At 65.7% G+C, this 22,093-nt stretch carries 16 protein-coding genes; 5 read left to right on the top strand and 11 right to left on the bottom strand.

The features are described 5' to 3' along the window. Nucleotides 1-304: 304 nt before the first annotated feature. From rng to upp, 9 genes are all read right to left on the bottom strand, one after another. The gene (rng, locus tag QCE64_RS04315; RefSeq protein ID WP_309807836.1) at nt 305-1,774 is read right to left on the bottom strand and encodes a ribonuclease G; all 1,470 of its coding nucleotides are present in this window, start codon (nt 1,772-1,774) and stop codon (nt 305-307) included. A 7-nt stretch (nt 1,775-1,781) separates the two neighbouring features. Then, a complete protein-coding gene (locus QCE64_RS04320; RefSeq protein WP_404987292.1) occupies nt 1,782-2,399 on the bottom strand; it encodes a Maf family protein in 618 nt (205 codons plus the stop codon). Between the two features lie 66 nt (nt 2,400-2,465). Beyond that, complete coding sequence (gene rlmH / locus QCE64_RS04325; protein ID WP_309914864.1) at nt 2,466-2,936, bottom strand: 23S rRNA (pseudouridine(1915)-N(3))-methyltransferase RlmH; 471 nt, start codon at nt 2,934-2,936, stop codon at nt 2,466-2,468. A 40-nt stretch (nt 2,937-2,976) separates the two neighbouring features. After that, a complete protein-coding gene (rsfS, locus tag QCE64_RS04330; protein ID WP_310002800.1) occupies nt 2,977-3,420 on the bottom strand; it encodes a ribosome silencing factor in 444 nt (147 codons plus the stop codon). Between the two features lie 13 nt (nt 3,421-3,433). Continuing rightward, nucleotides 3,434-4,162 carry a nicotinate-nucleotide adenylyltransferase gene (locus QCE64_RS04335; RefSeq protein ID WP_310002802.1) on the bottom strand — a complete coding sequence of 243 codons (729 nt, stop codon included), beginning with the start codon at nt 4,160-4,162 and terminating at the stop codon, nt 3,434-3,436. After that, nucleotides 4,153-5,112 carry an oxygen-dependent coproporphyrinogen oxidase gene (hemF, locus tag QCE64_RS04340; RefSeq protein ID WP_309914870.1) on the bottom strand — a complete coding sequence of 320 codons (960 nt, stop codon included), beginning with the start codon at nt 5,110-5,112 and terminating at the stop codon, nt 4,153-4,155. The genes QCE64_RS04335 and hemF overlap by 10 nt, the downstream gene beginning before the upstream one ends. 138 nt (nt 5,113-5,250) lie before the next feature. Further along, a complete protein-coding gene (purD, locus tag QCE64_RS04345) occupies nt 5,251-6,546 on the bottom strand; it encodes a phosphoribosylamine--glycine ligase (RefSeq protein ID WP_309807842.1) in 1,296 nt (431 codons plus the stop codon). A 284-nt stretch (nt 6,547-6,830) separates the two neighbouring features. Further along, nucleotides 6,831-7,559 carry a YebC/PmpR family DNA-binding transcriptional regulator gene (locus QCE64_RS04350; RefSeq protein WP_309807843.1) on the bottom strand — a complete coding sequence of 243 codons (729 nt, stop codon included), beginning with the start codon at nt 7,557-7,559 and terminating at the stop codon, nt 6,831-6,833. A 350-nt stretch (nt 7,560-7,909) separates the two neighbouring features. After that, nucleotides 7,910-8,563 carry a uracil phosphoribosyltransferase gene (gene upp, locus QCE64_RS04355; protein WP_309914871.1) on the bottom strand — a complete coding sequence of 218 codons (654 nt, stop codon included), beginning with the start codon at nt 8,561-8,563 and terminating at the stop codon, nt 7,910-7,912. 313 nt (nt 8,564-8,876) lie between these two features. On the opposite strand from upp, the gene QCE64_RS04360 reads away from it, so the two are divergent. The 5 genes from QCE64_RS04360 (at nt 8,877) to QCE64_RS04380 (ending at nt 15,569) form a co-directional block, all read left to right on the top strand. Further along, the gene (locus tag QCE64_RS04360; protein WP_309807845.1) at nt 8,877-9,656 is read left to right on the top strand and encodes an SDR family oxidoreductase; all 780 of its coding nucleotides are present in this window, start codon (nt 8,877-8,879) and stop codon (nt 9,654-9,656) included. A 53-nt stretch (nt 9,657-9,709) separates the two neighbouring features. Beyond that, nucleotides 9,710-10,099, top strand: a complete 390-nt coding sequence (locus tag QCE64_RS04365) for a methylglyoxal synthase (RefSeq protein WP_309807847.1) — start codon at nt 9,710-9,712, stop codon at nt 10,097-10,099. A gap of 29 nt (nt 10,100-10,128) precedes the next feature. Further along, nucleotides 10,129-11,103 (top strand): quinone oxidoreductase, encoded by a 975-nt coding sequence (locus tag QCE64_RS04370; RefSeq protein ID WP_310002804.1) that lies wholly within the window; start codon nt 10,129-10,131, stop codon nt 11,101-11,103. A gap of 43 nt (nt 11,104-11,146) precedes the next feature. After that, nucleotides 11,147-11,845, top strand: a complete 699-nt coding sequence (kdpE, locus tag QCE64_RS04375; RefSeq protein WP_309914881.1) for a two-component system response regulator KdpE — start codon at nt 11,147-11,149, stop codon at nt 11,843-11,845. A 169-nt stretch (nt 11,846-12,014) separates the two neighbouring features. After that, nucleotides 12,015-15,569 carry an enterotoxin A family protein gene (locus QCE64_RS04380; RefSeq protein ID WP_310002806.1) on the top strand — a complete coding sequence of 1,185 codons (3,555 nt, stop codon included), beginning with the start codon at nt 12,015-12,017 and terminating at the stop codon, nt 15,567-15,569. A 31-nt stretch (nt 15,570-15,600) separates the two neighbouring features. Here QCE64_RS04380 and QCE64_RS04385 read toward each other — a convergent pair whose 3' ends face one another. Together QCE64_RS04385 and QCE64_RS04390 are read right to left on the bottom strand one after the other, a co-directional pair. Further along, on the bottom strand, nt 15,601-18,936 hold the full coding sequence (locus QCE64_RS04385) for an efflux RND transporter permease subunit (RefSeq protein WP_310002808.1): 3,336 nt from the start codon (nt 18,934-18,936) through the stop codon (nt 15,601-15,603). A 3-nt stretch (nt 18,937-18,939) separates the two neighbouring features. Then, a complete protein-coding gene (locus QCE64_RS04390) occupies nt 18,940-22,071 on the bottom strand; it encodes an MdtB/MuxB family multidrug efflux RND transporter permease subunit (RefSeq protein ID WP_310002810.1) in 3,132 nt (1,043 codons plus the stop codon). Nucleotides 22,072-22,093 lie beyond the last annotated feature (22 nt).

Below are 22,093 nucleotides of genomic sequence, written 5' to 3' on the forward strand. Positions count from 1 at the left end.
AATGCTTCAATCGCTTTTTCTTGACGCATATCGGTTATCAAGGGCTCTTCGGACCAGTGGTCTACTAGTCATGCACCGCGCTTGGCTTAGCCGTTGTGCAATCGGAACCGAATGCTTTTGTTAGCAAGCTGGGCGCCTTCGGAATAGGCCCCATCAGAGTTCATTTTTTTTAACCCTCTGATGCAGTTAAGTTATCGTGGGAGTGACTTGTTCGATCGCTCCTGATATCGGCACGCTCCTAGGTAATTTGTCAACCCTGATAACGAGTTTGCGAGCCCTTACGGCGGGACAAGATTGCAGAGTCCTACATCAACACAATGTCATACTGTTCCTGCGACAAATTACTCTCCACCTGCAACGACACCGGCTTACCAATAAAATCCATCAGCATCGCCAGATGCTGCGATTCTTCCTCGAGAAACAGGTCGATGACCTGCTGCGACGCAACCACCCGAAACTCACGCGGATTGAACTGCCGCGACTCGCGCATGATCTCGCGCAGCACGTCGTAACACACCGTGCGCGGCGTCTTGACCTGTCCCTTGCCCTGACACACCGGACACGGCTCGCACAGCACATGCGCAAGCGATTCGCGCGTACGCTTGCGCGTCATCTCCACCAGCCCGAGCTGCGAGAACCCATTGACCGTCACCCGCGTGCGATCGCGCGACAACGCCTTCTTCAGCTCGCCCAGCACCTGATCCCGATGCTCGACATTCTCCATGTCGATGAAGTCGATGATGATGATCCCGCCGAGATTTCTCAACCGCAGCTGCCGCGCGATCGTATGCGCGGCTTCGAGATTGGTCTTGAAAATGGTGTCGTCGAAATTACGCGCGCCGACATAACCGCCCGTGTTGACGTCGATGGTCGTCATCGCCTCGGTCTGATCGATCATCAGATAGCCGCCCGACTTCAGGTCCACGCGCCGCGACAACGCGCGCTGGATCTCCGCCTCGATGTTGTACAGATCGAAAAGCGGCCGCTCGCCGGTGTAGTGATGCAGACGCGACGCCACCGCCGGCGTGAACTCGGCCGCGAAGTCCGCGAGCATCTGATAGGTTTCGCGTGAATCGACCTGGATGCGCGTGGTTTCGTCGTTGACGAAATCGCGCAGCACGCGCTGGGACAGATTCAGATCCTGATACAACAGCGTGGTCGGCGGCACGCGCTGCGCCTGCGCGACGATGGTCGCCCAAGTCTTGCGCAGATAGGCAACGTCGGCGGCCAGTTCCTCGCTTGTCGCATCTTCGGCGATGGTGCGCACGATATAGCCGCCTTTCTCGTCTGCGGGCAACACGGCCGTGAGGCGCGCGCGCACGGCTTCGCGTTCCGCTTCGCTCTCGATTTTCTGCGAGATGCCGATATGCGGTTCCTGCGGCAGATAAACCAGCGTGCGCCCCGCGATGCTCACCTGCGTGGAGAGTCGCGCGCCCTTGGTGCCGATCGGGTCCTTCACGACCTGCACCATCAGCGACTGGCCTTCGAAGACGATCTTCTCGATCGGTACATGCGGCGTGGACGCATGCGATTCGCCCGCGATGCGCGGATGCCAGATATCGGCGACATGAAGAAACGCGGCGCGTTCGAGACCGATGTCGATGAACGCCGACTGCATGCCCGGCAGCACGCGCACGACGCGTCCCAGATAGACGTTGCCGACGCGCCCGCGCGACAGCGTGCGCTCGACGTGAAGTTCCTGAACCGCACCTTGCTGAACCAGTGCGACGCGGCATTCCTGCGGTGTGACGTTGATCAGGATTTCTTCGTTCATGGCCTGTTTAGAATTCGACGCGCGCCACGCGCAAGAGTGCTGCGGTTTCGAAAAGGGGCAGACCCATGATACCCGAATAGGACCCGTCGATTCGCTCGATGAACTCCGCCGCGCGGCCCTGGATGCCGTAGGCGCCGGCCTTGCCGAGCGGCTCGCCGGTGGCGGCGTAGCGCTGCAGCGCAGCACGGTCGGCGGCGGCGAACCGCACCGTCGAGCGCGACAGCGCAGGCGGGAGCAGCGTGCCGTGCGCATTGACGACCGCAAGCGCCGTCAGCACTTCATGCTCGCGGCCGGCAAGCCGTTCGAGCATCGCCACGGCGTCTTCCTCGTGCAGCGGCTTGCCGAGAATCAGACCGTCGATGGTCACGGTCGTATCGGCGACCAGGATCGGCGCTTCATGATGACCGCCCGCAAGCAGGCGTGCACGGGCCGCCTGCGCCTTCAGCGTACACACGCGCACGACATAGGCGGCGGCGTCTTCGCCGGGCAGCTCGGCTTCGAGCGCTTCGGCGTCTTCATCGGGGCGGGGCAGGAGCAGTTCGCAGCGCACGCCGAGCTGTGCGAGCAGCTCCTTGCGGCGCGGGCTTTGGGAGGCGAGATAAACGAAGGGATAAGTGGTGGGCATCGTCGATGGGATCAGGAAAGCGCACGCGAGCTTGCGCGGCCTTCGAGATTCAACCGCCGGTCCGCCTCACGCGCGATGATAAGGATGATTCTGCGTGATGCTCCACGCGCGGTAAAGCTGTTCGGCGAGCAGCACGCGCACCATGCCGTGCGGCAGGGTCAGGCTCGATACGCGCAACAGCAGTTCGGCGCGCGACTTCACGGCGGGATCGAGCCCGTCCGCGCCGCCGATCACGAATGCGACATCGCGGCCTTCCTGCTGCCAGCCGGGCAGGGCGTTCGCCAGTTGCATCGTGGTCCAGTCGCGGCCGCGTTCGTCCAGCGCGACGATCCGCGCATTCTTCGGCAACGCAGCTTCGATTCGCTGCTTCTCCGCCGCCATCACGCTCTCGGCGTTGCGTCCCGACGAGCGCTGCTCCGGCTTGATTTCCTTCAGCTCGATGCGCAATTCGGGCGGCATGCGCTTCGCATACTCGTCGAAGCCCTTCGTGATCCAGTCGGGCATCTTGTGTCCGACGGCCAGGATGACGAGCTTCATGAAACCGCGCCGCTCACGTGACTCACGTGACTCACGCGGCTCAGGAAGCGCGCTTGCGGGCGACGCGCTTGACGGCCGGCTTCGCGTCTTCTTCGTCCTCGTCTTCGGCCGTGACGTTCGCGCCGCCGAACATGTTCGGTTTCTGGAGCTTCACGCGCACCGGCTTGTCGCCCCAGACTTCCTCGAGGTTGTAGTACTGGCGCAGCGCCGGTTGCAGGATGTGCACGACCGCGTCGCCGCAGTCCACCAGCACCCATTCGCCGACCTCTTCGCCTTCCGTGCTGACGATGTCGCCGCCCGCTTCCTTGACCTTCTCGCGCACGCTGTTGGCAAGCGCCTTGGTCTGCCGGTTCGACGTGCCGCTTGCCACGACCACGCGGTCGAACAGCGAAGTCAGGTGGGTGGTGTTGAAGACCTTGATGTCCTGCGCCTTGACGTCTTCCAGACCGTCGATGATCGCGCGTTGCAGCTTCTGAATTTCCATGATTGGGGTGTCTTTACCGTGTCCGGTACAGGTGATGTTGAACAATATAGTCCCATACTGACTCAGGGACTTCGGCGCGGGCGCGGTCATGCTGTTCCGCTGACGGGTCCGGCGCCTGTGTGTCGCGCATCGTGCGGGCTGCTTCGCGGATGGCCGTGGCGGACACGTCGAGCAGCAGACTTTCGTCGATGAGCATGTGACCGTGCGTGCTCGCCTGCAATGTCTCGGGCGAGGCACGGCGCAGTTCGAGCTCCGCGGCGACTTCGGCGGGCAGGGTGGCCACGTCGAAGCCGGCGCGCGTTTCCACGCACACGTGCGCATGCTCGAACAACTCACGCCACCGATGCCACGAGTTCAGCTTGACCAGCTGATCCGCGCCCATCAGCAGCGAGATCGACGCATCGGGACCTTCGCGTTCGCGCCAGCGCGCCAGGGTATCGACGGTATAGGTGTCGCCCTGGCGATCGATCTCGTCGGTCGCGACGGTCACGGTCGCGCCGGGTATCGAAAGCGAACGGGCCGCCGCGCGCGTCATGGCGAGTCTGTGCTCAGGCGCCGACACGCCTTCCTTCTGCCACGGCTGACCCGCCGGCAACAGCACGAGTTCGGTCAGCCGCAGCACCTCGGCGAAGCGCCGTGCCAGCGCCAGATGCCCGTTGTGGATGGGATCGAAGGTGCCGCCGAGCAGTCCGATACGCTTCGCGCACGGCGTGCCATGGCTCATGGCCGGGGTTAAAGCCATTCTCGCCGCACCAGAAAATCTTCCACTAGCTTGGCCTCCGGCGTGCCCGGTTCCGCGTTCCAGTCGTAACGCCAGTGCGCGGCAGGCGGCATCGACAGCAGGATCGACTCGGTGCGGCCGCCGCTCTGCAGACCGAAGTGCGTGCCGCGATCGAACACGAGATTGAATTCGACATAGCGGCCGCGCCGGTACGCCTGGAACTCGCGCTCGCGGTCGCTGTAGGGCGTGTCGCGGCGGCGCTCGATGATCGGCAGGTAGGCGTTCAGGAACGCGTCGCCGACGCTGCGCATCATCGCGAAGGACGCGTCGAAACCGGGCTCGGAGAAGTCGTCGAAGAAGATCCCGCCGATGCCGCGCTGTTCGTTGCGATGCTTCAGGTAAAAGTACTCGTCGCACCAGGTCTTGAAGCGCGGATACAACTGCGTGCCGAACGGATCGAGCGCGTTGCGACAGGTCTGGTGAAAATGCCGCGCGTCGTCCTCGTAGCCGTACACGGGCGTCAGATCCATGCCGCCGCCGAACCAGAAGATGGGCGCAACGCCCGCCTTCAGCGCCGTCAGCATGCGCACGTTCATGTGCACGGTCGGGCAGTGCGGATTGCGCGGATGCATGACCAGCGAGACGCCCAGCGCCTCGAAACCGCGGCCGGCCAGTTGCGGGCGCGCGGCGCTCGCGGAGGGCGGCAGCGCGTCGCCTTGCACGTCCGAGAAACCGATGCCGCCGCGCTCGAAGAATCCGCCGCCTTCCAGGATGCGGGTCACGCCGCCGCCGCGCAGATGCGCGCCGGGTTCGCGGGTCCAGGCATCGGTGCCGAAGGGCGTGCCGTCGAACGCGCCGAGCGCGTCGGCGATGCGCGTCTGCAAGCCCGTCAGGTAGGCGCGCACGGCCGCGATGTCGCAGGCTGTGCCGGATTCGCCGTGGGTCTGTGCGGTGCGGTTCGTTTCACTCATCGATTGCTGGACTACGCCGCTTCGGCGGCCATGAAAGGACGGGGCTCAGCCTCCGTCGCGCAACTCTCAAAAGCACGCTGCCGGACGCGAGGTCCGGCAGCGTGCGTACTCGTGCGGCACAGGCCGCGCAGGCCCGTATCAGCCGTGCTTTTCCGGCTTGTCGTGCTTGCGGTTCAGCGCGCGATAGCCGATGTCCCGACGGTACTGCATGCCGTCGAAGGAGATCTGGTTGACTGTATCGTAGACCACGGATTGCGCGCCGCGCACGGAATCCGCCAGTCCGACCACGCACAGCACGCGTCCGCCGGAGGTGGTCAGCTTGCCGTCGGCGAGCGTCGTGCCCGCATGGAAAGTCACGGATTGCTCGCTTTCCGCCGGAATGCCGTTGATCCGATCGCCCTTGCGCGGCGTCTCCGGATAGTTGTGCGCCGCCAGCACCACGCCCAGCGCCGTGCGCCGGTCCCAGTCGAGTTCCACGGCGTCGAGCTTGCCGTCGATCGCCATTTCCACGACCTTCGAGAAGTCGCCCTTGAGACGCGCCATGATCGGCTGGGTCTCGGGGTCGCCCATGCGGCAGTTGAATTCGAGCGTCTTCGGGTTGCCGTTGGCGTCGATCATCAGGCCCGCGTACAGGAAGCCCGTGAAGCGGATGCCTTCGCTTTCCATGCCGCGCACCGTCGGCTGGATGATCTCGCGCATCACGCGCGCATGCAGCTGCGGCGTGACGATCGGCGCGGGCGAATAGGCGCCCATGCCGCCCGTGTTGGGGCCGCGGTCGCCGTCGAGCAGGCGCTTGTGGTCCTGGCTGGAGGCGAGCGGCAGCACGTGCTTGCCGTCCACCATCACGATGAAGCTGGCTTCCTCGCCCGCCAGGAATTCCTCGATCACGACGCGCGCGCCGGCATCGCCCAGCTTGTTGTCGGCGAGCATGGAATCGACGGCGCCGTGCGCTTCTTCCAGCGTCATCGCCACCACGACGCCCTTGCCGGCGGCGAGGCCGTCGGCCTTGATGACGATCGGCGCGCCTTTCGTATCAATGTAGGCGTGGGCCGCGGCGGCGTCGGAGAAGGTTTCGTACTCGGCGGTGGGGATGCTGTGGCGCTTCATGAACGCCTTGGCGAAATCCTTCGAGCTTTCGAGCTGCGCCGCTTCCTTGCTTGGCCCGAAGATCTTCAGCCCGCGCGAGCGGAACAGGTTGACGATGCCCGCGGCCAGCGGCTGCTCCGGGCCGACGAGCGTGAACGCGACATGTTCGCGCTCGACGAAATCGGCGAGTTCCGCCGGGTCCGTGATGTCGATGTTGCGCAGACGCTCGTCCTGCGCGGTGCCGCCGTTGCCCGGCGCCACATAGACGATCTGCACGCGCGGCGATTGCGCAAGCTTCCAAGCGAGTGCATGTTCGCGACCGCCGGAACCGACGACGAGTAACTTCATGTGAATCCCCGAAATCCTGACTAAAAGCGTAAAAACGAGCGGTGAAGCAGCTTGAGAACAAGGCGGCGGGCGCATCGGTCCCGGACTGCACGGAGGGTCGCGCGCGGGGTGTTCATCCCGTGCAGAAGGCGGTTCGCGCGGACCACGGCAGCGTCACGCGCCTTTCTCGGGGCGAGGCCGCGCCGCATGCTTCCGGCGGCGCTGCTCCGGCCATCATGCCGAAGCGAAAGACGTTCCATGCAAGGGCAAGGGCGCATTCACCTTGCCCCGCAGCGATTCGAAGCTCAGTCCTCGTTGATCGCCGCGTTGGTATGGACTTCCTGCACGTCGTCGAGATTTTCGAGCGCGTCGAGCAGTTTCTGCATTTTCACCGCGTCGTCGCCGCTGAATTCGACTTCGGTCTGCGGTTTCATCGTCACTTCGGCGAGCTCCGCCTTGAAGCCGGCGGCTTCGAGCGCGTCCTTCACCTTCTGGAAATCGTTCGGCGGGCAGATGACCTCGATGCTGCCGTCTTCGTTCGTGACCACGTCGTCGGCGCCGGCTTCGAGCGCGGCGTCCATCAGCGTGTCTTCCGGCGTGCCGGGCGCGAACAGGAACTGGCCGACGTGATCGAACATGAACGACACCGAGCCGTCCGTGCCCATGTTGCCGCCGAACTTCGAGAACGCATGGCGCACTTCCGCGACGGTGCGCGTGCGGTTGTCCGTCATCGTGTCGACGATGATCGCCGCGCCGCCGATGCCATAGCCTTCGTAACGGATTTCTTCGTAGTTGGCGCCGTCCACGCCGCCGACGCCGCGCTGGATGGCGCGGTTGATGTTGTCCTTCGGCATGTTGGCGTCGTAGGCCTTGTCGATGGCCAGACGCAGGCGCGGGTTCGAATCGACCTCGCCGCCGCCCATGCGCGCCGCAACCTGGATTTCCTTGATGAGGCGTGTCCAGACCTTGCCTTTCTTTGCATCGGCCGCGGCTTTCTTATGCTTGATGTTGGCCCATTTCGAATGACCCGCCATTACCTTTCTCCATCGCGCGCGGGCTTGGCTCCGGCGCCTAGTGTGCTGTCGTGCTGAATGTGTGGTTCCGTGCCGTTGGCCGGTGCGGTCCGGCGTGGGCGTGTGACGGAATGGCGCGTGGACCGCCGAGGCGTTGTCCGGTGCTGCCGACCCGATCGGGAACAGACCGAAATTTTAGCATGGAGGCACCCGTCCCCAGTACCCATGCGCGCGAACCAAACCGGGAAAGCGGACCGAAACTGCACGAAATCCCGGCGATACGCGATGAAAAAACGCAAATTCGTTCGTATGCGCAAACCGCCGCGCAGGGGGCGCGGCGGTTGCAGGATCAGCGCTAGCTGGAGAAAAGCTCAGTTTTTCGTGCCGAACAGGCGATCCCCGGCGTCGCCCAGGCCCGGGACGATGTACGCGTGGTCGTTGAGATGCGAATCGAGCGAGGCGACGTACAGCTTGACGTCCGGATGCGCGTCCTGGAACACTTTCACGCCTTCGGGCGCCGCGACCAGCGCGACGAACACGATGTTCTCGCTCTGCACCTTGCGGCGTTTCATCACGTCGACGGCGTGAACCGCCGAGTAGCCGGTGGCGACCATCGGATCGCACAGGATGAAGACGCGCTCTTCCAGATCCGGCGGCAGGCGCACGAGGTATTCGACCGGGCGGTGGTCGTCCGCGCGATACACGCCGATATGGCCGACCCGCGCCGACGGCACCAGGTCCAGCAAGCCGTCCGACATGCCGATGCCCGCCCGCAGCACGGGCACGATCGCGAGTTTCTTGCCGGCGATCACCGGCGCGTCGATCTCGACGAGCGGCGTGGCCACGCGCTTGGTCGTCAGCGGCAGGTTGCGGGTGATTTCATAGCCCATCAGCAGCGTGATTTCCCGCAGCAGTTCGCGGAAGGTGCGCGTGGACGTGTCCTTGTCGCGCATGTGCGTGAGCTTGTGCTGGATCAGCGGGTGATCGAGGATGAAGAGATTGGGAAAGCGGCTGTCTTGTGTCATGGGTCTCGCGCGTGCTGCGCGTCCTGCTCGTGTGATGGGCTGCCGGGTCACGTCGGGTGCGATACGGCGGGTCCGGCGCGATTTCGAAGCGCGCTGGCGCCGGCGGCGCCTCGCGCGGACAGTAGCGACAGTTTACCGAAAAGGCCGCCCCAGCCTAAGAAGAATCGCGCGCCGTCGAATGCCTGCGCCGAAGCAGCCGCCGACGTTGCCGCCCCGATTCTTCTAGAATTGCGCGATGGATGAACCCGGGCGGCGAGGGCGGGGCGCAATCGGCGTCCGCCCTGCCTGCCGAACGATCACGGAGAACAGCACGATGGACATGGGAATCGCAGGGCGCACGGCGCTCGTGTGCGCGGCAAGCAAGGGACTGGGGCGCGGCTGCGCGGAAGCGCTCGCCGCTGAAGGCGTCAACCTGGTGATCACCGCGCGCACCGCGGAGACGCTCGAAGCGACCGCCGCGCATATCCGCGCGCAATACGGCGTGGACGTGAAGACCGTCGCGGGCGACATCACGACGCCCGCCGGCCACGCCGCCGCGCTCGCCGCCTGCCCCGCGCCGGACATTCTCGTGAACAACGCGGGCGGGCCGCCGCCGGGCGACTTCCGCACCTTCACGCACGAGATGTGGATCAAGGCGCTGGAAGGCAACATGCTGACGCCGATCGAACTGATGAAGGCGACCATCGACGGGATGATCGAGCGCGGCTTCGGGCGCATCGTGAACATCACGAGTTCCTCGGTGAAGGCGCCGATCGACGTGCTCGGTCTCTCGAACGGCGCGCGTTCGGGACTGACCGGTTTCGTCGCCGGGGTGGCGCGCAAGGTCGCCGCGACGGGCGTCACCATCAACAACCTGCTGCCGGGCACGTTCGACACGGATCGCATCGGCGTGACGATGGAAGCGCAGGCCAAGGCGCAGAACGTCTCCATCGACGACATCCGCGCGCGCCGCGCTGAGAGTTTGCCGGCCGGACGCTTCGGCACGCCGGAGGAATTCGGCCGCGCCTGTGCGTTCCTGTGCAGCGTGCATGCGGGCTACATCACCGGACAGAACCTGCTGATCGACGGCGGCGCCTATCCGGGCACTTACTGAAACATCAGAAACATCAGAAACACCATAACGACAACGACAGGAGGATGGAGCACATGAGCACACGCGTCGCGCTGATTGCGCACGACATGAAGAAGGACGACATCGTCACGCTGGCGGGCGAGTTCGCCGCCACGCTCGCGCAATGCAGCCTCGTGGCCACGGGCACGACGGGCGGCCGCATCGCTGCGGCGCACGGGCTCGAGGTCGAGCGCAAACTGTCCGGCCCGCACGGCGGCGATTTGCAGATCGGCGCGGAGCTGGCCGAAGGGCGCGTCGACATGGTGATCTTCCTGCGCGACCCGATGACGCCGCAGCCGCACGAGCCGGACATCAATGCGCTGGTGCGCGCCTGCGACGTGCACAACGTGCCGTGCGCGACCAACATCGCGACGGCGCGCATGCTGCTCGACGACTTGCGCCTGCGCTTCGCGCGGGCGTCCTGAACCCGACACGTGACGGAGGTGAACGAGCGATGACCAAGGCAATCCGATTCGACAAGGCAGGCGGCCCGGAAGTGATGAAGTGGGTTGACGTGGAGGTGGGCGCGCCGGGCAAGGGCGAGATCCGCGTCAGGCATCATGCGGTGGGGCTGAATTTCATCGACGTGTATTTCCGCACCGGCCTGTATCCGATGCCGTTGCCCGGCGGGCTCGGCATGGAAGGCGCGGGCGAGATCACGGCGGTGGGCGAGGGCGTCACGCAGTTCAAGCCGGGCGACCGCGTGGCCTACGCGTCGCGTCCGCCGGGCGCGTATGCCGAAGAGCGCGTGATGGCGGCGGATTATGTCGTCAAGCTGCCGGATGCAATCGGCTATGAAGACGCCGCGTCGATCATGCTGCAAGGACTGACCGCGCAGTATCTGCTGCGCCGGACCTATCGCGTGAAGCCGGGCGATACCGTGCTGATCCACGCGGCGGCGGGCGGTGTCGGCATGATCGCGTGCCAGTGGGCCAAGGCGCTGGGCGCGACCGTGATCGGCACCGTGGGTTCGGACAAGAAGGCCGAACTCGCGAAGGCGCACGGCTGCGACCATCCGATCGTCTACACCCGCGACAACTTCACGCAGCGCGTGCGCGAGATCACCAACGGCGCGGGCGTGCCGGTGGTCTACGACTCGATTGGCAAGGACACGTATATCGCCTCGCTCGACTGCCTCGCGCCGCTGGGCCTGTTCGTGAGCTTCGGCAATTCGTCGGGGCCGTTGCCGCCGATCGATTCGTCCGAGTTCGCCGGACGAGGCTCGCTGTTCTTCACGCGTCCGACGCTCTTCAGCTACATCGCCAAACGCAGCGATCTCGACACCATGGCGGCGGAACTGTTCGAGGTGGTTGCTTCGGGCAAGGTCAAGACCAACGTGCGCCAGCGTTATGCGCTGTCGGAAGCGGGCCGCGCGCACGAAGACCTCGAGGCGCGCCGCACCACCGGTTCGACCATCCTGCTTCCCTGATGCGGAAGCGGGACGGTTCGTGAACACCATGAACAACTGAAACATGAACGAGCCGTCCCCGACCGTCGTCCTGATCGAAGACGACAAACAGATCCGCCGCTTCGTGCGCGTCTCGCTGGAGGCGCAGGGCATGAGCGTGCACGAAGCGCTCAGCGGGCAGCAAGGGCTCGTCGAGGCGGCGACGCGCAAGCCCGACCTCGTGATCGTCGATCTCGGCCTGCCGGATGTCGACGGCATCGACGTGATCCGCGAACTGCGCGGCTGGAGCGGGCTGCCGATCATCGTGCTGTCGGCGCGCACGCAGGAAGAGCAGAAGGTCGCCGCGCTCGATGCCGGCGCCGACGATTACCTCACCAAACCCTTCGGTGTCTCCGAACTGCTCGCGCGGATCCGTGCCCATCTGCGGCGGCGCAATCAGGCGCCGGCCAGCGAAACGCCTGCCGTCAGCTTCGGCGACGTGAGCGTCGATCTCGCCATGCGGCGCGTGACCCGCAACGGCGAGAGCGTGCATCTGACGCCGCTCGAATACCGCCTGCTCGCGGCGCTGGTGCGGCATGCGGGCCGCGTGCTGACGCATCGGCAGTTGCTGCTCGACGTGTGGGGACCGTCGCATGTCGAGAGCCCGCACTACCTGCGCATCTACATGGCGCATCTGCGTCAGAAGCTCGAACGCGATCCGGCGCAGCCCGAGCACATCGTGACTGAAACGGGCGTCGGCTACCGGCTCGTGGGCGTGCAGTGACGCGGTCCTGACCCGCTCCTTATTCCCAGCCGCAGGTGATGCAGGGTTAGCGCGTGCGGCGGGTGCGCGGCGTCTACACTCGGCCAGCAGTCCCTTGAGCGCTGTCGGCCCTGTTGCACAACCTGCCTGACGATCCGAAGCGCTCCCTCGCGTTGCCTGGGAGAGAGTGATGGGCGTTTCCCGTGTCAGCGGCGCCAGCCCGGGCGCCGGGTCGTTTGCGGCTGCCGAACCGGATGCGTCGCCGCGTACAGGGACGTCGGACGCGCAAGGCGCAGCGCCGGAGCCGCGCGACAGTCCTCAGAACGCGGCCGATTCAGCCGATGCGCGCGAGCCTGCGGATGCCGGTTCGTCTGCGTTGGCCAATGAAGCGGGAACGCCGGCGGACGAATCGAAAGAAACGAACGACGCGAACGAAGCGAACGAAGCGAACAAGACCGATCGGCCGGTTCAGTCGACCGCGTCCCAGCTCCAGGCAAGCCGGCGCGAGGACGACGTCGTGCCGGCGGCCACGCCGCCGCTGCCACGCGCCGACGTCCAGGCCGGCTCCCTGCCTTCCAGCGCCGCCGCAACCGAAGATGCGCACTCGCGCGTGGAGCGCGGCGCCTGCCAGGGCACGCCCAGCACGGATATTTTTCGCGAGCGGCGCGGCGGCGATCGGTTGCGGGCGAGAGCTGCAGATTGCGTCAAGTTCGATCAGGCCGACTATCGCAAAAAGTGCGGTTATCCGGAGACGGGCGCGTGCGACGGCATCGTCCTCGAAGCGATGCGACGCGTGGACCGAAGTGCGGAACGGCCCGATCGGACTTTGTTCTCGGAAGTGCAGGGCATGCGCCTCGACGCGGACGCCGATTCGAACTCGCCCGCGCACCGGGACTTCTGCGAGCATGTCGACAACTTCCAGACCAACGCGTACAGGCTCGGTTTCAGCCACTACACGCCGCTCGTGCCCAACAATCTCAGAGCGCGGTATGCGGCGCCCTCCGACCGGCTGCGCGCCATGCGCGACGACTTCGCGCTGTTGCAACCCGCCGACATGGCGTACCTTCAAATCGGCATGGAGGCGTTCGGCACCCTGCAGGAACGGGGGCATGCGCTGCTCGTGCAACGCGGTGAAAGCGACAGCTGGACCATCTTCGACCCCAACAACGGCGCCTTCCGCTACGGCAGCCGGATCGAAATGCAGCGTTCGCTCGAAGGTTATCTCGATGTCGCGTTTTCCGGCACCGAATGGCGGGCCTCGCCGGTGCAGATGCAGGTCTATTCGCGGCATGGACTGGACGGATCGGCACCCGCGCCCGTGCTCGCATCCCGTCCGGGCACCCCGGGCTCCAATCCGCCGGAGTCGGACTACGACTACCAGCTGTACGCGGACACCGCGCTCCGGCCCTATCCGCTGACGCCCGCCGCGATCTTCGAGGGCGCGCGCCAGCCGCTTGCGGGCGTCGACCGCAACGAGGCGCTGGCGAGCTACGCGTTGCGGATGGTCGGCGATTACGGGATGCCGGATTTTCGCGACGCCCTCGAGCCGCTCGACCCGCGCGCGCTCGATCAGGCGCGCCGCCTGCAACTGCTCGACACCCTGCGCCGCCAGCACGGCAGCACGCCGATGGCTTCGTCCGTCGACGTGGCGCGCTTCATCCGGCATGCCGGCGACAGCGCAATCGGCAGCGCGGACCAGTTGATCAACGATCTCGCAACGCAGTTCGGTTCGAGCTACTTCGCCGACAGCGCCACGCGCGGTTCACGCAACACCATGGTCGTGATCGATCTCGCGCGCCAGACGCCGCCCGCGGACGGATCGGCCAGCGGTTTCGCCCGGAGCGATCCGCTCCTGATCCGGAGGATCACGCCGGGCAACGATTACCGCACCGACCGTTACGAGCTGCTTGCACCGGACTACGGCGTCTTTGATTACGCGGACTTCGAACACATGAGTTCGGCCGTGCGGCGCGCGTTTCTTTCCGGCCGTCATACGGAGGGCGGCGTGCGGGGCGCCGCGACGACCTGGTATGCGGAGAACGCCGGCGACACGCCGGCAGGCCAGGCCGCACTGTCCAATCCGCACGACACGCTCAATCTCTCCTTTCCGGTCGTGCCGGTGGCGGACTTGCCGCCGCCCGTCGCAACCGCGGTCAATCCGCCTTCCGGCGCCTATCCGCACGCGGATTTCAAGCGCGCAGGGGAGCGCACGCCGCGGAACGCCGAGCCGGATTTCCTGTTCAGGCCGTCGACGCTGACGCCGCTCGAGATGAGCACCGAAGGCGGCTTTCACGTGCTCGCGACGTCGCTCAAGGATGTCAATCTGGTCACGCACGACTTCGATGTCGGCTCCGGCAAACGCGACCTCGACAGCGCCGGTTATCTCGCCACGTTCGCGAATCCGGGCGTCGCGCTCGACCGTCTCAAGCGACTCGGGCGCAGCGGCTTCGTCTACGTGATCTCGCCCGGTCCCAACCTCGTGGACGTCAATGCCACGCTGGGCCGCCACGCGAGCGCGCCGGACAATCGCGAGTTCGCCGCGATGGGCACCATCGACTCGACGCAGGTCATCGGATGGTGGGAAACCAAGGATGGCGTCATGTCTGATTTCAAGGACAATCCGGCCTACCGATGGGACGTGTACGGGGCGCAGCGCACCGCCGGCGCGCAGCCGCAACTCGCGCGCTTCCCGATGAACTCGAAGGCGTGGCAGGAGCCGGCGTACCAACCGTTCGTCGTGCCGGTCGTGCGCGACGGCAAGGTGGTTGGTCATGCGCCGAAGGACAACCCCAACTTTCTCCAGGCCAATTTTTATGGCGATGCTCTCCAGCGGCTCGACGACGCCAGCCGCAGACAGGCCGCGCACGAGGAATATCGAGGACCGATGACGTTGCACGCGTACGGCGGCGGCGTGGATCATCCGGCCATCCTCTACGCGGACGCGTCGGACAATGTCTACGTGAACTGGACCTATCGCGCGAGTACCCAGTACCCCGGCAACATCAAGCGGTTCGTGATGGGGTCGGACGGGCGATTCCACTATCCGCGCGACTGGAACAAGACCTTGCGGGTCGGTTCGGATGGCTACGTGTATGTGGGCGCCGTGCCATCGTCACCGAGCCTCAACGGCGTCTTCCGCCATGACAACGGACGCCTGGTGCATGCCGAAGACGGCAAGTACCTGACCGTGGGTCACACCGTCTATGTGCCCTTCGTCACCACGGCGTTCGAAGGAGCCCGCTCGACGTGGAAGCTGACCGGCGAGGGCGGCGTGCCGGTGACGCCGCCCGCCTCGAACCGGAACTCGTACAGCTATGCCCGCGACACTGGAACCAGCGAGGAGCTGTACCGCTTCGATCAGCGTCCGGAATCGCTCTTGCCCCCCGGCACGACGCATTTCGTGACCCACATTCCGACGCTCGGCATCAAGGGCAAGTTTCTCGACTGGATGAATCACCGGCATAGAGATTTGCCCGCCACGATCGACTGGCTGGAACGGAACAATGCGGCTTTCCTCTTCCGGGACGGCTTCTATGCTTTCGGCGTCGGCGACAACATGCTGGAAGTGCGCACGCTCGGCGGCCGCCGAGCTTACTGGATCGTGCGCGATCCGAAGACGGGGAGCATCGCCGAACTGCCGCAAACGCACATCGCGTCCAACTATTCCGTGCGTGCCGACGTCTGGGAAGGCATCGAGGCGCGGGCGCGACTACGCGAGCGGCTCCGTTCGATACTTTCGAATTGAGCGCCGCGCGCGGAACCTTGCCGCCCGCGCGTCATTCCGCTGCGCCCGCCGGACGCGCGCGGCCTTGGCGGCGCGCCCGCCGGGCTTCCGCGCGGATGCGGAAGCGGTCCATGTAGAGATAGACGACCGGCGTGGTGTAGAGGGTGAGCATCTGGCTGACGATCAGCCCGCCGACGATCGCGATGCCGAGCGGCGCGCGCATCTCGGATCCCTCGCCGGTGCCGAAGGCGAGCGGCAGCGCGCCGAGCAGGGCGGCGGCGGTCGTCATCATGATCGGGCGGAAGCGCAGCAGGCACGCCTCGCGGATCGCGTCGCGCGGCGTGCCTGCGCCGTGGCGCGTGGCCTCGATCGCGAAATCGACCATCATGATCGCGTTCTTCTTCACGATGCCGATCAGCAGGATCACCGCGATGAAGGCGATGATGCTGAACTCCGTCTTGAAGAGCAGCAGCGCGAGCAGCGCGCCGATGCCCGCCGAGGGCAGCGTCGAGAGAATCGTGATCGGATGGATATAGCTCTCGTACAGCATGCCGAGCACGATATACACCGCCGCAAGCGCCGTGAGGATCAGGATGGGCAGCGTGCTGACCGACTGCTGGAACGCCTGCGCCGTGCCCTGGAAACTGCCGTGGATCGTCTGCGGCATGCCGATCTCGGCCATGGTCTCGTAGATCGCGGCGGTGGCGTCGGAGAGCGACTTGCCGGGCGGCAGGTTGAACGAGATGGTCGAGGCGACGAACTGGCTCTGGTGATTCACCGACAGCGGCGTGTTGCCCGGTCCGAACTTCGCGATGGCGGACAACGGCACCATGGTTTCCTTCGACGTGGACACCGCCGCGCCCGACGACGAGCCGCTCTTTCCCGTGGCGGCGATCGCATTGGTGGCCGAGTTCTTCACCGCGGCCAGCGCGAGCGCCGCGCTGGTGTCCGTCGCGCTGGTGGAAGCGCCGCCCGCGCCGGTCGAACCGGTGGCCGAGGTCGAAGCCGTGGAGGTGGTGCTGGACGTGGTGGTGGATTGCGTCGAGGACGAACCGCTCGCCGTGCCGCCCGAGGTGCTGATCCAGATCTGCTTGAGCATCTCCGGGTCCTGCCAGTATTTCGGCGCGAGTTCCATGACGACGTGGTACTGCGACAGCGGGTTGTAGATGGTCGAGACCTGGCGCTGACCGAATGCGTCATACAGCGTGTTGTCGATCTGCGCCGGCTTGATGCCGAGGCGCGCGGCCGTGGAACGGTCGAACGTGACCATCGATTCGAGTCCGCCCTGCTGCTGGTCGGAATTGACGTCGGCGAGTTCGGGGCGCTTCTGCAGCGCGTCGGTGAGAATCGGCCCCCACTTGTAGAGATCGGCGGTCGTGTCCGACAGCAGCGTGAACTGGTATTGCGCGTTGGATTGCCGCCCGCCCACGCGAATGTCCTGCACCGCCTGCAGGAAAGTGCGCGCGCCGGCGACATCGCCGAGCGGCGCACGCAGGCGGTTGATGACCTGATCGGCGGAGACCTTGCGCTCGCTCTTCGGCTTGAGCGAGATGAACATGAAGCCGCTGTTGGTCGAGCGCCCGCCCGTGAAGCCGGCGACGCTGTCCACCGCCGGATCGGCCTCGACGATCTTCATCATCTGCGAGAACTTGCCTTTCATGGCCTGGAACGACGTGCTCTGGTCCGCCTGAATGCCGCCGATGATGCGTCCCGTGTCCTGCTGCGGGAAGAAGCCCTTCGGCACGATCACGTAGAGGAACACGTTCAGGAGCACGGTGGCGAACAGCGTCATCAGGATCAGCCGCGGATGCGCGAGCGACCAGTCCAGCGTGCGCGTATAGCCGCCCTGCAGGCGCTGGAACTGGCGTTCGAGCCATTGCGCGATGCGGCCTTCCTGCCGGCGCTCGCCCGGTTCTTCGAGCAGGCGCGAGCACATCATCGGCGTGACGGTGAGCGACACCACCAGCGACACCGCAATGGCGAGCGACAGTGTCAGCGCGAACTCGCGGAACAGCCGCCCGATGATGCCGCCCATCAGCAGGATGGGCAGGAACACCGCCACCAGCGACACGCTGATCGACACCACCGTGAAGCCGACTTCGCGCGCGCCGATGATCGCGGCCTGCATGCGCGGCACGCCTTTCTCGACATGCCGCGTGATGTTCTCCAGCACGACGATGGCGTCGTCGACGACGAAGCCGGTCGCGATGGTCAGCGCCATCAGCGAGAGGTTGTCGAGCGAGAAGCCCAGCAGGTACATGGCCGCGAACGTGCCGATGATCGAGATCGGCACGGCGACGCTCGGGATCAGCGTCGCGCGCCAGTTGCGCAGGAACAGGAACACGACCATCACGACCAGCGCCACCGCGATCACGAGGGTCGCTTCGGTATCGTGCAGCGACGCCCGGATGGTGGTCGAGCGGTCGGCGGTCGGCGTGATCTGCACGTCGGCGGGCAGCGCGGCCTGCAATTGCGGGAGCATCGCCTTGACGCGGTCGATGGTCTCGATGATGTTCGCGCCTGGCTGGCGGTAAAGAATCACCAGCACCGCGCGCTTGTTGTTGATGAGACCGAGATTGCGCAGGTCTTCCACGGAATCGACCACTTCGCCGACGTCCGAGAGCTTCACCGCCGAACCGTTGCGGTACGCGACCACCAGGTCCTTGTACTGCGCGGCCTTGCTCGCCTGGTCGTTGGTGTAGAGCTGGATGTGCGTGCCCTTGAACTCGATCGCGCCTTTCGGGCTGTTCGCGTTCGCCGAGGCCAGCGCGGCGCGCACGTCTTCGAGTCCAATGCCGTAGTGGAACAGCGCGCCCGGCTCCAGTTCGACCCGCACCGCCGGATTCGCCGAGCCGCTCACGTCCACTTCGCCGACGCCCGGCACCGTGGACAAGGTCTGTTGCAGCACCGTCGCGGCGGAGTCGTAGAGCGCGCCCGGCGTGCGCGTGGGCGAGGACAGCGCGAGCACCAGAATGGGCGCGTCGGCCGGGTTCACCTTGTGGTAGGTCGGGTTGCTGCGCAACGCCGTGGGCAGGTCGGCCCGTGCTGCGTTGATGGCGGCCTGCACGTCGCGCGCGGCGCCGTCGATGTCGCGGTTCAGACCGAACTGGAGCGTGATGCGCGTCGTGCCGACCGAGCTCATCGAGGTCATTTCGCTGACGTCGGCGATGGTGCCGAGATGCCGTTCGAGCGGACTGGCCACGCTGGTCGCGACCGTCTCCGGGCTCGCGCCGGGCAGCGACGCCTGCACCGAGATGGTCGGGAAATCGACCTGCGGCAGCGGCGCGACCGGCAGCCGCACGAACGCGAACATGCCCGCGAGCGCAATGCCGATTGCGAGCAGCGTGGTCGCGACCGGCCGGTCGATGAAGATGCGCGACAGGTTCATGACTCAGCGTCCCTCACCGGCGGCGGGCGTGCGCGGCCCGTTCGTCGTGCCGCGATGAAAGCGCGCGCGCAGCTTGCGGGCGAGCGAATCGAAGCCGAGATAGATGACCGGCGTCGTGAACAGCGTCAGCAACTGCGACACGATCAGGCCGCCCACAATCGCGATGCCGAGCGGATGGCGCAGTTCCGAGCCCGCGCCCCAGCCGAGCATCAGCGGCAGTGCGCCGAGCAGCGCGGCCATGGTGGTCATGAGAATCGGCCGGAAGCGCAGCAGGCAGGCCTGGAAGATGGCTTCACGCGGCGGCTTGCCTTCCTCGCGCTCGGCTTCGAGCGCGAAGTCGATCATCATGATCGCGTTCTTCTTCACGATGCCGATCAGCAGCACGATGCCGATGATGCCGATGATGTCCAGGTCGTGCCCGGTGATCATCAGCGAGAGCAGCGCGCCGACGCCCGCCGAGGGCAGCGTCGAGAGAATGGTGATCGGATGGATGAAGCTCTCGTACAGCACGCCGAGCACGATATACATCGTGACGATGGCCGCGAGGATCAGGAACAGCTCGTTCGACAGCGACGCCTGGAACGCGAGCGCCGCGCCCTGGAAGCGGATCTGGAACGAGGCGGGCAGGCCGATGTCCTGCTTCGCCTGCTCGATGGCCTTCACGGCTTCGCCGAGCGACGCGCCCTTGGCGAGATTGAAGGACACGGTCGTGGCCGGGAACTGGCCCAGGTGCGTGACGAGCAGCGGCGCCGCGCGTTCGTGGAACCTGGCGATGGCCGAGAGCGGGACCTGTCCGTTGGTCGCGGTGGAGGAGGGCAGGTAAATGCCGTTGAGCGTGTCGCTGTAGTGGGCGTCGCTGGGCTCGGCCTCCAGGATCACGCGGTACTGGTTCGACTGCGTGAAGATGGTCGAGATGATGCGCTGGCCAAAGGCGTCGTACAGCGCGTTGTCGACGGTGGCCGGCGTGATGCCGAAGCGCGCGGCCGTCGCGCGGTCGATCTCGATATACACCGACTGGCCGTTCTGCTGCAGGTCGGTCGCGACATCGGTGAGCACCGAGGTGCCTTGCAGGCGCGCGACGAGCTTCGGCACCCATTCCGCGAACTCGGACGGATTCGGGTCGGTCAGCATGAACTGGTATTGCGTCGGACTGACGGTGGAGTCGATGGTCAGGTCCTGCACCGGCTGCATGTACAGCTTGATGCCCGGAATGTCCGCCACTTCGCCCTGGATGGTGCGGATCACGTCGCTCGACGTGTCGCTGCGGTCGTCGCGCGGCTTCAGGTTGATGAGCATGCGGCCGCTGTTCAGTGTGATGTTGGTGCCGTCCACGCCGATGAACGACGTCAGGCTTTCCACGTCCGGGTTCTGCAGGATCTTCTTCGCGAGCGCCTGCTGCTGGTCCGCCACGGCCTGGTAGGACGCGGCCTGCGGCGCCTGCGTGATGGCCTGGATCACGCCGGTGTCCTGCACCGGGAAGAAGCCTTTCGGAATGTAGATGTAGAGCACCGCCGTGAAGACCAGCGTCAGCACGAAGACGAACAAGGTGGCGTGCTGGCGGGCCAGCACCCAGTTCAGCGCCACGGCATAGCGCCCGATCACGTAGTCGATGAACCGGTGCGCGCGCGCCTCAAAGCGCTTGCTGTCCTTCGGCGGCGTGTGGCGCAGCAGCTTGGCGCACATCATCGGCACGAGCGTCAGCGACACGATCGCTGAAATCACGATGGTCACCGCGAGCGTGATCGCGAATTCGTGGAACAGGCGGCCCACGACATCGCCCATGAAGAGCAGCGGGATCAGCACGGCGATCAGCGAGACCGTCAGCGAGATGATGGTGAAGCCGATTTGCTTGCTGCCCTTGAGCGCGGCTTCGAGCGGCGATTCGCCTTCTTCCACGTAGCGCGCGATGTTCTCGATCATCACGATGGCGTCATCCACGACGAAGCCCGTCGCGATGGTCAGCGCCATCAGCGAGAGGTTGTCCAGCGAGAAGCCGCACAGGTACATGACCGCGAGCGTGCCGACCAGCGAGAGCGGCACCGAAAGGCTCGGGATGATGGTCGCGTAGACGTTGGCGAGGAACAGGTAGATGACCAGCACGACCAGCACGACCGAGAGCAGGAGCTCGAACTGCACGTCGCGCACGGACGCGCGGATGGTCGTCGTGCGGTCGGTGACCACGCGCACGTCGAGCGCCGCGGGCAGCGACTGCTGCAACTGCGGCAGGATCTGCTTGATGCTGTCCACCACCGCGATCACGTTCGCGCCTGGCTGGCGCTGCACGTTCAGGATGATCGCGGGCGTCGAATCGACCCACGCGCCGAGCTTGGTGTTCTCCGCGCCCTGCACGATGCTCGCGACGTCGGTGAGCATCACCGGGCGGCCGTTGCGGTAGGCGATCACCGCGCTCTTGTAGGCGTCGGCGTCGGTGAGCTGGTCGTTGGCGTTGATGGTGTAGGCGCGCGTCGGACCGTCGAAGTTGCCCTTCGGCGTGTTGACGTTGAGATTGGCGATGGTCGTGCGCAGGTCGTCGATATTGAGGCCATACGACGCCAGCGCGCGCGTGTTCGCCTGAATGCGCACCGCGGGGCGATTGCCGCCGCTGACCGACACCAGGCCCACGCCCGCCACCTGTGAAATCTTCTGTGCGAGGCGCGTGTCCGCGAGGTCCTGCACCTGCGTCAGCGGCAGGGTTTTCGAGCTGACGGCGAGCGTCATGATGGGGGCGTCGGCGGGATTCACCTTCGCGTAGATCGGCGGTGCGGGCAGGTCCGAGGGCAGCAGGTTGCCTGCCGCGTTGATCGCCGCCTGCACTTCCTGCTCGGCGATGTCGAGCGGCAGGTCCAGGCTGAATTGCAGCGTGATGACCGACGCGCCCGCGGAACTCTGCGACGACATCTGGTTCAGGCTTGCCATCTGGCCGAACTGCTTCTCCAGCGGCGCGGTGACGCTCGACGTCATGACGTCGGGCGAGGCGCCTGGATAAAAGGTCTGCACCTGGATGGTCGGATAGTCGACGGCGGGCAGCGCGGACAGCGGCAGGAAGCGCAGCGCGACCAGTCCGACCAGCATGATTGCCGCCATCAGGAGCGCCGTGCCGACCGGACGCAGAATAAAAAGACGAGATGGGTTCATGCGGTATTCGTGACCTGAAGCT

Origin of the sequence: Caballeronia sp. LZ043, from assembly GCF_031451075.1 — a bacterium.
Classification (GTDB): Bacteria; Pseudomonadota; Gammaproteobacteria; order Burkholderiales; family Burkholderiaceae; genus Caballeronia.